This is a genomic window from Schleiferilactobacillus shenzhenensis LY-73, from assembly GCF_000469325.1.
In the GTDB taxonomy this organism is placed as follows: domain Bacteria; phylum Bacillota; class Bacilli; order Lactobacillales; family Lactobacillaceae; genus Schleiferilactobacillus; species Schleiferilactobacillus shenzhenensis.
Window position 1 is genome coordinate 143,152 of the sequence record NZ_KI271586.1, and the last position, 13,412, is coordinate 156,563.

11 protein-coding genes are annotated in these 13,412 nt (G+C 51.8%); all 11 read left to right on the plus strand.

Going from position 1 to position 13,412, the window contains the following annotated elements; genetic code table 11:
- Window positions 1-501 precede the first annotated feature (501 nt).
- The 11 genes from recG to L248_RS06160 all read left to right on the plus strand — a co-directional run bounded on the left by recG (window position 502) and on the right by L248_RS06160 (window position 13,104).
- Complete coding sequence (recG, locus tag L248_RS06110; RefSeq protein ID WP_281169980.1) at window positions 502-2,598, plus strand: ATP-dependent DNA helicase RecG; 2,097 nt, start codon at window positions 502-504, stop codon at window positions 2,596-2,598.
- 33 nt (window positions 2,599-2,631) lie between these two features.
- Window positions 2,632-3,666, plus strand: a complete 1,035-nt coding sequence (gene plsX / locus L248_RS06115; protein WP_022529265.1) for a phosphate acyltransferase PlsX — start codon at window positions 2,632-2,634, stop codon at window positions 3,664-3,666.
- Between the two features lie 2 nt (window positions 3,667-3,668).
- Window positions 3,669-3,911, plus strand: a complete 243-nt coding sequence (acpP, locus tag L248_RS06120) for an acyl carrier protein (RefSeq protein ID WP_022529266.1) — start codon at window positions 3,669-3,671, stop codon at window positions 3,909-3,911.
- A gap of 164 nt (window positions 3,912-4,075) precedes the next feature.
- Window positions 4,076-5,143, plus strand: coding sequence for an ABC transporter ATP-binding protein (locus L248_RS06125; RefSeq protein ID WP_022529267.1), 1,068 nt, complete (start codon window positions 4,076-4,078; stop codon window positions 5,141-5,143).
- A gap of 5 nt (window positions 5,144-5,148) precedes the next feature.
- On the plus strand, window positions 5,149-6,111 hold the full coding sequence (locus tag L248_RS06130; RefSeq protein WP_022529268.1) for an ATP-binding cassette domain-containing protein: 963 nt from the start codon (window positions 5,149-5,151) through the stop codon (window positions 6,109-6,111).
- A gap of 3 nt (window positions 6,112-6,114) precedes the next feature.
- Complete coding sequence (locus tag L248_RS06135; RefSeq protein ID WP_022529269.1) at window positions 6,115-7,074, plus strand: ABC transporter permease; 960 nt, start codon at window positions 6,115-6,117, stop codon at window positions 7,072-7,074.
- Window positions 7,075-7,085: 11 nt separating this feature from the next.
- The gene (locus L248_RS06140; RefSeq protein WP_022529270.1) at window positions 7,086-8,021 is read left to right on the plus strand and encodes an ABC transporter permease; all 936 of its coding nucleotides are present in this window, start codon (window positions 7,086-7,088) and stop codon (window positions 8,019-8,021) included.
- A 170-nt stretch (window positions 8,022-8,191) separates the two neighbouring features.
- Window positions 8,192-9,982, plus strand: a complete 1,791-nt coding sequence (locus L248_RS06145) for an oligopeptide ABC transporter substrate-binding protein (protein ID WP_040535169.1) — start codon at window positions 8,192-8,194, stop codon at window positions 9,980-9,982.
- Window positions 9,983-10,237: 255 nt separating this feature from the next.
- Window positions 10,238-10,624, plus strand: a complete 387-nt coding sequence (locus L248_RS06150; RefSeq protein ID WP_040535172.1) for a hypothetical protein — start codon at window positions 10,238-10,240, stop codon at window positions 10,622-10,624.
- Window positions 10,625-10,639: 15 nt separating this feature from the next.
- The gene (locus tag L248_RS06155) at window positions 10,640-10,897 is read left to right on the plus strand and encodes a hypothetical protein (RefSeq protein ID WP_022529273.1); all 258 of its coding nucleotides are present in this window, start codon (window positions 10,640-10,642) and stop codon (window positions 10,895-10,897) included.
- 413 nt (window positions 10,898-11,310) lie between these two features.
- Window positions 11,311-13,104 (plus strand): oligopeptide ABC transporter substrate-binding protein, encoded by a 1,794-nt coding sequence (locus tag L248_RS06160; RefSeq protein ID WP_040535175.1) that lies wholly within the window; start codon window positions 11,311-11,313, stop codon window positions 13,102-13,104.
- Window positions 13,105-13,412: the final 308 nt, after the last annotated feature.

A 13,412-nucleotide genomic window follows, 5' to 3' on the forward strand; every position in this document is an offset into this window, starting at 1 on the left:
GCCTGCGTAGCTAGCCATGGGCACAACTTTGAGCCGCGCAAAGTGCGCGCGTCTCAAAGCTCGGCCTTGTTGTAAGCGGGCAAAGGACGCCCGCTAACAACAACTTCATGGCTGAGCCCCGCCAGCCTCCGGGCCCAAATCGCCTACTTCTTACCCAATCGTAAAGTCTTCGGTGCCAGAACACATTCACCGGGAGCGGCTCCTGAACTTCATACTTTCAGGCAACTGCTGTAATGCCGACGGAGGAAGTTGCCGGGTTTCGTGTCGAGCGAGACTACTCCAGTCTACGAGAATGTAGGGTGACGGAGGGCGGAGTGGGAGGGGGCTCAGTGGTGAAATTGTTGTTGGCGGCTTTGCCGCCTACAACAAGGCCGGTCTTGAAGACAATTGCGTACTTTGCAGTTGGCTTCAAGCCGTGCCCACCACGTTCCAGCCCCCGCGGAGCCCGTAGTCACCCGGGCCAGCAACCAGACATTAACGTCACACCAATTCGTGCAGCCCATAGTCACCGGGCCACGATCAGACACTAAACTATTCACCAAAGAAAGGATCTCACCCATGCCCAGTTTATCGGACCCTGTCAACGCGCTGAAAGGCGTGGGGGAGAAGCGGGTCAGTGCGTTGCACCAGCTCGGTATTGATACCGTTGGCGACTTGCTGTTCTATTTTCCGTTCAGATACGAAGACATCCGCACCCGCTCTCTGGCTGAACTCGGAGACGGGGAGAAGGTCACGCTCAAAGGCCTGGTCATTGCCCCGCCCGTCGTGTCCCGTTTCGGCCGCAACCGGACGCGGCTGAACGTCCGCGTGCTGGTCGAAGACCTGCCCATCGTGGTCACGTTCTTCAACCAGCCCTGGCTCAAAGACAAGATCGTGGAGAACACCGAAGTCGCCGTTTTCGGCATTTGGAACGCCATGAAGCACAGCATGACCGGCCAGCGGCTCATCGCCCAGGCTGAGGGCGGCAATGCCGGCATGAGTCCGATTTACTCGGTGAATAAACATATTCGTCAACGCACCTTGGTGGACCTTATTGAGCAGGCGTATAAACAGTACGCCCCGCTGCTCACAGATGTTGTTCCGGTACCCTTGCGACGGCATTATAAGCTGGAAGAGACCGCCACCATCGTCCATGATATGCACTTCCCGCGGAACAGCGAAGATGCCCGCGCTGCGCGGCGCTCAGCGGCCTTCCGTGAACTCTTTCTCTTCGAGTGCCGGATGCAGTCGCTGCGTGCTGATAACAACAAAGAGGATGCGGGTCTGGCGCTGAACTACGACTTGCAGGCGATGCGGGAGTTCATCAAGACGCTGCCTTTCGAACTGACCAACGCGCAGAAACGGGTGGTCAACGAGATCGTGGCCGACATGAAGCGGCCCCATCACATGAACCGCCTGCTCCAGGGGGACGTGGGCAGCGGCAAGACGATTGTCGCTGTCCTGGCGCTCTTCGCCGCTGTCACCGCCGGTTACCAGGCCGCCTTGATGGTGCCCACGGAGATCCTGGCCGAGCAGCATTATCAGAAGATTGCCCAGCTTCTGGCCCCGATGCACGTCAGCGTCGGCCTGCTCACCGGGTCGCTGAGCGCCACTGACAGAGCTAAGACCGTGCATGATATTGCGACCGGTCGGCTGAACGTGATCATTGGCACGCACGCATTGATTCAAGATACCGTAAAATTTGCTAAACTAGGCTTAGCGGTGATTGACGAACAGCACCGCTTCGGCGTCAACCAGCGGCGGGAGCTGCGGCGCAAGGGGCTGTCCCCGGACGTCTTGATGATGACCGCCACGCCGATTCCCCGCACCCTGGCCATTACCACTTACGGCGAGATGGACGTGTCCACCATCGATGAACTGCCGGCCGGCCGCCATCCCATCGTCACCGAGTGGCTCAAGAGCAACCAGACCCGTCAAGTCTACGACCGCCTGCGCAGCGAGCTGGCCGCCGGGGCTCAAGCCTACGTCGTTACCCCGCTGATTGCCGAGTCCGAAGCGATTGATTTAAGAAATGCGGAGGATCTCTACGAGAAAATGACCAAGGCCCTGCCCCAGTACCACGTCGCCTTACTTCACGGTCAGCTCAAGAACCAGGACAAAAACGACATCATGGGTGCTTTCGCCCGCAACGAGGTCCAAGTCCTGGTGGCAACCACTGTTGTGGAAGTGGGCATGGACGTTGCCAATGCGAATCTGATGATTATCTTCGACGCTGACCGGTTCGGTCTGTCCCAGCTCCACCAGCTGCGCGGTCGGGTCGGCCGGGGCAGCCGCCACGCCTATTGCTACTTGATTGCGGACCCAAAGAACCAGGTGGCGATTTCCCGGATGGAAGCGATGGTCAAGACCACCGACGGCTTCGTTCTGGCGGAGGAAGACTTGAAACTGCGCGGTCCCGGGGATGTCTTCGGGGACGAGCAGTCCGGGCTGCCCTCGTTCAACGTCGCTGATCCGGTGGGCGACAGTGCCATGCTGGATGTGGCCCACGGCGAAGCCGGGGCGATTTTCGACACCGACCCGCAACTGCAAGCCCCGGACCACCAGGGCATTGCCCAGTACTTAGCCGAATTGAAACGCCGTAATCAGTACTTTGATTAATTTCTGCACCCTATAAAGGAGTAACTCATAAAGATGAAAACAATCGCAGTCGATGCCATGGGCGGGGACAACGCCCCCCAGGCCATCGTTGAAGGCATCGAGCGGGCCCGGGATGACTTTCCCGACCTGCAGTTCCAACTCTTCGGCGACGAGAGTCAGCTGAAAGAGCTGGTTAAGAATACGACCCGGATCACCATCGTCCCGACCACTGAGGTCGTGACCGGGGAGGACGAGCCGACCAAGGCCATTCGCCGGAAGAAGGATTCTAGTCTGGTGCGAGCGGCATTGGCCGCCAAGAATGGCGACGCCGATGCGTTCTATTCAGCCGGCAACACCGGTGCCGTGCTCACTGCCGGTGTCCTGCTGGTGGGCCGCATCAAGGGTATCGAACGCCCGGGCTTGATCACCATTTTCCCCACGGTGCACAAGGACCAGCACTTCCTGATGCTGGATGTGGGGGCGAACGCCGAGAGCAAGCCGGCCTACCTGCACCAGTTTGCCTTGATGGGCCAGTTCTACGCCCGCGATGTCCTGGGTCTCAGCAAGCCCCGGGTGGGTCTGCTGAATAATGGGACCGAAGCGGACAAGGGCGACACGCTGCATAAGAGTGTCTACGAATTGCTGGACGCTGATCCGGACATCGATTTCGTCGGCAACGTCGAAGCCTCGAACCTCTTCAACGCACCCGCCGACGTCGTCGTCACCGACGGCTTCACCGGCAATGCGACCCTCAAGGCGATGGAGGGCACGGCCAGCACCGTTATGCACCTGCTCAAGCAGAACCTGCTGAATAATGGGCTGCTGCCGAAGCTCGGGGCGGCGATGGCCAAGCCGGCCTTCAAGGCCTTGGCAGAAATGTTTGACGCCGACCGGGCCGGCGGGGCGGTGCTCATCGGGGTCAAGGCCCCGGTGGTCAAGAGCCACGGCAACTCGGACGCCGACGCGGTCTACTACGTTCAGAAACAGCTGGACGCCATGCTCAGCCACGGGACCGTGCAGAGTGTCATCCAATACTTCTCGACTCACCCAGAAAAACCGGCTGCTGCAGCCGCTCACAAGGAGGAATAATCATGTCAGAACAAGAGATTTTTGATAAGATTCAATCGTTAATTGCCGATCGCTTTGAAATCGACCCGGCCAAGATTACGAACGACACTAACTTCAAACAGGATTTATCAGCCGACTCCTTAGACTTAGTCGAGTTCGTGCTCACTTTGGAGGACACCTTCGGCGGGGAAATCTCAGACGAAGATGCGGAAAATTTGAACACGGTGGGTGATGTCGTCAAGTACATCGCCGCCCACCAAGACTAGGGGCGCGTCCCGGCCATGATTTTTTCGTCCCGGCCGGGGCATTTTTCCTGCGCGGCGTCTTGCATTACGCAGGCGCTACCGATATAATTGAAGCATTGTAAACCATTCTCATGGCTTTCTCATCATCGCATGGTTGAGCTGTTTGAAGCTATTTTAGAGGAGGAATGGATTTGGATACTTCCGACGAACTATTACTCGATATCCAACATCTGCATACCGCGTTCCGGGTCCACGATCATTTCTACGACGCCGTCGACGATGTATCGCTGACGCTGCATAAGAATGAGATTCTCGCCTTGGTGGGCGAGTCCGGTTCCGGTAAGAGCACGTTGGCGACCAGTATCATCGGTCTGCATAACCCGCGCAACACTAAGGTCACCGGAGACATCATGTACAACGAACTGAACCTGGTCGGCTTGAGCGAAGCGTTATTCAACCGCATCCGCGGGAACGACATCGGCATGATCTTCCAGGATCCGTTGTCTGCGTTGAATCCCTTGATGCGGATCGGGGACCAGATTGCCGAAACACTGGTGTACCATACCAAGCTCTCTGAGAAGGAGCGGGAAGCACGCGTTCTCGAACTGTTGGACCAAGTCGGCATTCCCGATCCGCCGCTGACGGCGCATCAGTATCCTCACGAACTCTCCGGCGGCATGCGCCAGCGGGTCATGATCGCCATCGCCATTGCCTGCAAGCCGCCGATCATTATCGCCGACGAGCCGACCACGGCCTTGGACGTGACCATCCAGGCCCAGATTCTGGACTTGCTGGAAGACATTCAGAAAGAAATCGGCTCCGGGATCCTCCTGATCACCCATGACTTGGGCGTTGTGGCCGAAACCGCCGATACGGTGGCCGTTATGTACTCTGGCCAAATCGTGGAACAGGGGACCGTGTACCAGGTCTTCGAGAACCCGCTGCATCCTTATACTCGCTCATTGTTGCGGTCCATGCCCCAAGCTGATTCCGATGATGAGGAACTGCACGTGATTCAGGGGACCGTGCCTTCTCTGGTCAACATGGAACGGTCCGGCGACCGCTTCGCGCCGCGGATCCCTTGGATTCCGGAGTCGGCCCACGAAGCCAACCCGGTACTGCACGAAGCTGAACCGGGCCACCTGGTCCGCTGCACCTGCTACAAGACTTTCTACTTCCCTGATGAGAAGCCGGAAGCGGCCGCAGCTGGTGCCGCCGGCAATAATGTCCAAAATCCCAGTGAAGGAGCGTAGCGTCTATGTCATTAATTGAGATCAAAGACCTCAACGTCCATTACCCGATCCGCTCCGGCTTCTTCAACCGGATCACGGATTACGTATACGCCGTTGACGGCATCAACTTCAATATCGAAGAAGGGGAGACTTACGGGTTGATCGGCGAGTCCGGTTCCGGCAAGTCCACCACAGGCAAGGCCATCGTTGGCTTGGAGAAAGTAACTTCGGGACAGATTATCTATAATAATCAAGATATCACTGACCGTCGTACCCGGAAGAAGATGCACTACAACAAGGATGTCCAGATGATTTTTCAGGACTCCATGTCCAGCCTCAACCCGCGGAAGCGGATCGAGGATATCATTGCGGAACCGATGCGCAACTTTGAGAGTCTGACTGACACCGAAGAACGGGACCGGGTCAAGGAGCTGCTGGATATCGTCGGTATGCCGTCTGATTCCATCTATAAATATCCGCATGAATTCTCCGGCGGCCAGCGGCAGCGTATTGGTGTTGCCCGGGCCGTGGCAACGCACCCGAAGCTGATCATCGCCGATGAGCCAGTTTCCGCTCTGGACCTTTCTGTCCAGGCCCAAGTCTTGAACTTCATGAAGAAGATTCAGAAGGAATTTGACATCTCATATCTGTTCATTTCCCACGACTTAGGGGTTGTGAAGCACATGTGCCGGAACTTGGCCATCATGCACCGGGGCCGACTGGTCGAGGTGGGGACGCGTGAGGATATCTATAACAATCCTCAGCACATCTACACTAAGCGGCTTTTGGCGGCCATCCCCAAGGTCAATCCTTCCGGTCGGGAAGCCGATAAGGCCCATCGCCGGGCCGTGGAGAAGGAATACCAGGAACACCAAGAGAAATGGTACGACAAAGACGGAAAAGTCTTCCCCTTACAGCAGATCTCAGATACGCACTATGTGGCATTGCCGCCAGACGAGATCGCACAAATGAAGACGGAGGTGGGCTAGCTCATGTGGAAAACTATTCTCCGTCGGGTCATCCTGATGATCCCGCAGATCATCGTGTTGAGTTTGTTCGTGTTTATCCTGGCCAAGATGATGCCCGGGGATCCTTTTACCGGTTTGATTACGCCACAGACGTCGCCGGCACAAATTGCCCGGCTGCGTAAAGAGGCCGGGTTGGACAATCCTTGGTATGTACAATATGTCGATTGGATTGGCCGGGCACTCCATGGTGACTTTGGGATGTCTTATCAAATGCAGCGGCCAGTCACGAGTATCATTGGTGAACGGGCCATCAACACCTTATACCTCTCAATTCTTTCTGTTGTTTTGACTTATTTGATTGGTATTCCTCTCGGTGTCGCGGCTGGTCGTTATGAGGGTACCTGGATTGATACGTCCATCCAGTTCTACAACTTCATTTCTATGTCCACCCCTGGGTTTGTTGTTTATATGCTAGCAATAGCGCTTTTTGGTTTCGCACTGGGGTGGTTCCCGACTAGCGGATCAATATCGGTTAATGCCAGCGGGGTTATCGGTACGATAGGCAGTCGAATATATCACATCATCTTGCCATCGCTGTTGATTGCGATACTAGGCAATGCCAGTATCGTTCAGTATCTTCGATCAGGAATTGTGGATAATAAGCTTGAGGATTACGTCAAAACGGCGCGATCTAAAGGTGTTCCTGAGCGCGTCGTGTTCAATCGGCACATTCTGCGGAACTCGCTGCTTCCCATTGCAGCATTCTTCGGTAACGTGATTACCGGTTTATTAAGTGGTTCAGTCTTCGCGGAAACCATCTTTGCTTACCCGGGGATGGGGAAGCTTTTCATTGATTCCGTTTCAGGGCGTGACTATTCCATAATGACGGCGCTCATTCTGCTTTACGGAATTTTGACTTTGTTGGGCAACTTGCTTTCCGATATCATCATGAGCATCGTTGATCCCCGAATTCGTATCGACTAGGAGGTAGCAAAATGGCAGATAAAAAGAAGACAGATCAACAAACTGTCCAAGCAACGGATGCCAAAGGAAATCCAATCATTTCCGCTCCGCCTAGTGGTTGGCGCGTTATTTTTCGCGAATTCACTCACGACAAAGGCGCAATGGTGGCATTTGTCATTATGATGTTTATTATTTTGGCGGCCGTTATTGGCAGTTTCTTCGTCCCTCAGTCCCGTTACACCGATGTCAATATTATGTGGCAATGGGCTCGCCCCGGTACCGATGGGCTGATTCTGGGTGCTGATGAAAGTGGTCGAGACGTGTTCGCCTCCCTTATCGTTGGCATGCGCAATTCCATTGGCATCGGCTGGGGGGTAGCTATTCTCATCGAATTAATTGGCATCATTGTGGGCCTGTGTTCCGGCTACTTTGGCGGATGGATTGATAATATCCTGATGCGGATTACCGATTTCTTCATGATCTTGCCCGCGCTAATGATTCAGATCGTGGTCATCACGATTGTTCCCAAATTTAGCATTTGGGTCCTCATCACGATGATTACAGCACTGGGATGGATGTCGACGGCACGACTCTATCGGGCAGCCGTCTTAAGTCAGGCCAAGCGGGATTATGTACTGGCGTCGAAAACGTCAGGGTCAAGCAGCTTCAAAATTATGTTTTTTGAAGTGCTGCCCAACATTAGTTCACTTCTGTTGGTCGATATCACACTCACTTTTGCCACCAGTGTCGGGGTTGAAACTGGGCTGACTTTCCTAGGGTACGGCTTACCTGACACAACTCCCAGTATTGGCCGTTTGATTTCTTACGCTTCCGATCCCGTGAATATGCAAAATTATCCATGGAGCTGGCTTCCAGCGACGTTGATGCTGATTATCTTGTCATTGTCGGTCAACTATGTCGGCAAGGCACTGCAGCGCGCAGCGGATGCTCGGCAGCGATTGGGGTAATCTTCCCAGAGCGCCATTATTGATGTCAATTAATTAGTGTGACTGGGTTGTAAATGAGAACTTGCCGTGCTATTATGAAAACAACGTTGATTTTCCGCGGGAAATGCGGGATCAATGAGCAGTCTGTTAATCCCACTGTCCGGTTGGACAGTGGACGAGGAGGAAATACAATGAAGAAAGCAGCAGTCGCTGGATTGGTGACATTAGCCTCAGTTTTAGCTGTTACGCTTACTGCGTGCGGCAGTAATAGCAGCAGTTCAAGCTCGACCAGCAGCACCAGTACTTCAGCGAAGAAGATTTCATTTCCAGTTGCCACAAAGAATGACAAGCCGTCTGTTTCTGGCGGTACGTTGACTGTTGGTATGATTTCCGACACAGCGTTCAAAGGTATCTTTAATGAGGAATTATCCGAGGATGCCAATGATTCAACCGTCATGCAATTCGGTGCTGAGTCGTTGTTCAAAACGAACAATACTTATAAAATCGTTGACGGCGGCGCCGCTAACTTGAAGCTGGACCAAAAGGCCAAGACAGCGACGATTACAATTAACCCTAATGTCAAATGGTCCGATGGCCAGCCATTGACCGCAGATGATATTGTCTATGCCTACAAGATTATTGCCAACCCGGCAACCAAGTCTTCGCGTTATACTGACAGTCTCAAGGACATTGTTGGTATGGCTGAGTACAATGCTGGGAAATCCAACGAAATTTCCGGGATTTCCACACCAGATGGCGGTTCTGGCAAGACAGTCGTTCTGCACTTCCAGACGATGAAGCCAGGCATGACCCAATCTGGGAATGGCTATTTCTGGGAAGCTGCCGCGCCATATCACTATTTAAAGGACGTTCCCTTTAAAAGTTTGATGGCATCTGACAAGATTCGTAAGAAGCCTCTGTTCTTTGGTCCTTATCAGTTAAGCAAGTTGGTTGCCGGCCAATCAGCTGTTTGGACGCCAAACAAGTATTATTATGGTGCCAAGCCTAAGCTGAGTAAGATTACCATTGAGACAGTTTCCCCGGCTACTGCGCCGTCTGCTGTCAAGAACAAAAAGTATGACATCATGGGTGTCTCTAATAGCTGGTACAAGAACGTCAAGAACACCAAGGGTGTGACGTTCTTAGGCAAGATTCCTCTGTTTTACAGTTATCTTGGCTTTAAAGTTGGTAAGTGGGACAACAAGAAGGGCGAAAACGTTGAGAACCCTAAGGCCAAGATGAACAATGCTAAGTTGCGTCAGGCCATTGCGTACGCCATGAACGTTGACCAAGTTAATGAGAAGTTCACCGGCGGCTTGTCATTCCGTATTCCGACTCTGATTCCGGCACAATTCGGCGATGTCTTTGACAAGTCTGCCAAAGGCTTCCCGAATAACATGGACAAGGCCAACAAGCTTCTGGATGAGGCTGGCTACAAGAAGGGTAAAGATGGTTACCGGACGGATCCTGATGGCAAGAAGTTGACGATTCACTTTGCCGCCATGTCTGGGAACACTAACCAAGAAGCCATCATCAAGAACTACATCCAGCAATGGAAGAAAGTCGGCTTACGTGTTGAGTTGACCAATGGTCGTCTGATGGAAATGAACTCCTTCTACGACAAGGTACAAAATGATTCTTCCGATGTTGACATGTTCCAGGCTGCATGGAGCTTGAGTTCTGAACCTTCACCTAATGACCTGTTTTCTGCCGGTGCACCATTTAACTTCACCCGCATGAACACGCCTGAACAGACCAAGCTGTTGAGCCAAATTGATTCTGAAAAGTCGTTTGATCACAGCTATCGTGTCACAGCCTTCAAGAAGTGGCAGGAGTATATGAATAAAGAAGCCTACGTTGTTCCTCTGAACAACAGTTGGGGTTTGACTGCGGTCAATGATCGCGTGAAGGGTTATGGCTTGAATCCTACACAAGCAGCTGGTTCATCTGCCGCTTGGGCTGACGTCTCTGTAACCAAGTAACATCTTTCCACACCGGGTAAGTTTAAGAATTTAGTCTTGAACTTGGCGAATAATCGGAGCAGTTTTCCCGCAAGGGGGAAACTGCTCCGATTTTTGTTTATGTTCACTGTTGCCAGCTTTCACAATCGAGAGCATTTTATCCCCCACTGCTCGGTGACAATGCTATTTTATTGCTTGCCCATGGGCAATGTGCTATGCTAACGGCAAGTCAAAATGGTATGGGTTACGGTTGCAACTGTAAGGGAGGGCATCGTCATGCAGCATACGCAGGCTTCAAGACGTGGTTCACACATTGCACTAGAGGTTTTTGCAGTCATTTGGTTTCTCGGATATTTGGGGACAATCCTTTGGTTCCCGTCACTTGGCCGGCTCATTGATAGCGCGTTACGGACTCTTTGGTCGGCCGTCGTGGTGTGGATCGCGATGATTGGCGTGCCGTTCATATCGACCATTCTTTTTTACCGCGTTGGAACCAGTCGGTATACTCGCCGTTCAGAAATGTTTTGGAAGGTGTTAATGACATTCGTTGCCTGTTTTGGCCTCATGGCCATCGTCATGACGATGGTAACTGGCGGTGGCTGGATCACCTTCTTGAATTTGAACACGCCGCCACTCGATCAACTGCCAGCAGGATATTATTAATTTGGGGGCAAGTCCATGGCTTTCACGACTCGGCTGACCCGTGACGTTAATTCGGAGCAGGAAGCGGAACTAAGCGGCCAGGACAAAAGACTGACCGGTGTTAAACGGCCCACAGACAGTACGACGGCCGCTATTCAGCACAATCTCACGCAGAAACAGTACCCAATGTCGGCAACGGTTAAAGCAATTCTTCGTGGACGTCTCTGGGATATGATTATGTTGATATTGGAAGCCGCTTTTGTGTTTGGCTACGGACTGTTGATGGTGATTTGACCCCCGCATTGGGGCTTTTCCCAGACGTGCTAGCGGGTATTGCCGTGATTTGGTTCGTTGGTGAGATCATTGTCAGTATCCGCTTATGGTACCAAAAGAGAAAACAGTTGAAGCACTAACATAACAGTGAATACCTCAGTCCTTTTGATTGGGGTATTTTTGTCACTTGTTGTCGCCATCGCCAGTATGCAATCCTCCGTTTCTTGTTTTCTGTATCCCCGATGTACGCCGGAGTCCTCTCGGTAAAATGAAGATTTCAACAAGTCTCTTGTGCTTCCGTTTGTATAAGGCCATTCGGCTTCTCATGCGACGATGGGAAGGGTATTTGGATGAGCATTTCTCTTTCTCCCACCACACTCTCGTGGTACATTGATGTTAGCCAAAATGGAGCGCTTACATTGAGGAGAAAAGTCATGCGGAAAATGAATAGAGTTGTGTTTGCGGCATTGGCGGCGACGACAGCCCTCGTTTTAGTTGCGTGCGGTAATAGCGGTAAATCAAGCCGTAGTTCAGCCAGCAGCGGTTCAAATGCCGAAAAGATCAGCTTTCCAATCGCAGTGAACAATAAGAAACCGGCGATCAAAGGCGGTACCTTGACGTATGGACTGGTGACCAATACACCGTTTAAAGGAATCTTCAGTCAGCAATTGTCTGGGGATGCCAACGATGCCACGGTAATGATTTTTGGAGCGGAGTCATTGTTCAAATTCGACAACACGTATAAGTTGATTGATGGCGGAGCGGCCAATATTAAATTGGACCAGCAAAATAAGACAGCGGCCATCACGATTAACCCCAAGGTCAAGTGGTCTGATGGCCAACCGTTAACTGCGAACGATGTGCTGTATGCCTATAAGATTGTCGCTAATCCGACTACCAAGGCACAGACGTACAGTGCCCAGTTCGACAATATTCTCGGCATGACCGATTATTCAAATAACAAGGCCAAAGAAATATCAGGGATTCAGATGCCTGATGGCGGTGATGGACGGAAAGTCGTCATCCATTTCAAGGAAATGAAGCCGGCGATGCAGCAATCTTCCAATGGCTATTTCTTGGAGACCGCTGCCCCGTATCACTATTTGAAAGACGTGCCGTTTAAGGATCTGATGTCATCAGACAAGATTCGAAAAAAGCCGCTGTTTTTTGGCCCGTTCATGTTGAGTAAACTCATTGCTGGTCAGTCGGCCGTTTGGACCCCGAATCCATACTATTATGGCGACAAGCCCAAATTATCAAAGATTACAATTGAAACCGTCTCGCCCGCAACAGCTCCGTCCGCAGTCAAGGCAAAAAAATACGACATTTTAGCAGTATCCAACTCTTGGTATGAGCAAGTTACAGGGACGAAGGGAATTACCTTTGTGGCGCGCCTACCGATGGGCTATTCATACTTGGCCTTCAAGGTAGGTAAATGGGATGGCAATAAAGGTATTAACGTGGAAAATCCCAAAGCAAAAATGAATAATGCCAAGTTGCGACAGGCCATTGCGTATGCCATGAATCAAGACGACGTATACACTAAGTTCGCGAAGGGTTTATCGTTCCGTATCCCGACATTGATTCCCTCGTCTTATGGGGATTATTTCGACAAGTCCGAAAAGGGCTTTCCTTTGGATCTGGACAAAGCCAACAAATTGTTGGATGAGGCAGGGTACAAGAAAGGCAGCGACGGTTATCGGACGGATCCTCAAGGCAAGAAGCTGACGATCAATTTTGCTGCCATGAGCGGTACCAGCGATGCTGAAACGATTGCCAAGAATTACATCCAGCAATGGAAGAAGATCGGCTTACGCGTCGAGTTCACCAATGGCCGGTTGTTGGAATTTAATTCATTTTACGATAAGGTGCGGAATGATTCACCGGACATCGATATGCTGATGGGCGGATGGGCATTAGGACCGGAGCCGTCGCCCAATGGGTTATACTCTGCTGATGCGCAATCGAATTATTCCCGTTTCAATACCGCCGAAAACACCAAACTGATCAACGACATTGATTCTCAAAAGGCATTTGACCATGATTATCGGGTCAAGGCATTGTATAAATGGCAGGCCTACATGAACCAGCAGGCCTACGTTGTGCCGTTAAAGAACAGCTGGGAAATTGTCGCCGTGAATAACAGGGTCATTGGCTATGGGATGAAAGCAATGCAACCCAAGAATTCATCTTGGGCTTGGGCCGATGTTGGGGTGTCTTCTAATTAGCATTGGTAGCATGATCAACTGGGATGATTTTCCAACAAACGAGCAGATTATTTCCACACCCACTGGTTGGAGGGACGAAATAATCTGCTTTTCTTGTATCAACAATCTACCGCATTGACAAAGGAAGCCTCCTTATCGTGTATCTAATAAAACCCAAACTATAATGGACTTCCATCAATGAAAGGTGCCAAATCATCTGACACAGAGAAAGTACCAACATTTGCAAGTGTTCCTTTTGATTTGAGAGTAATAAGCCCAGATAAATTGCCAACTGTATAGAAAACGACGCAACTCCTTGAGCTGCGCCG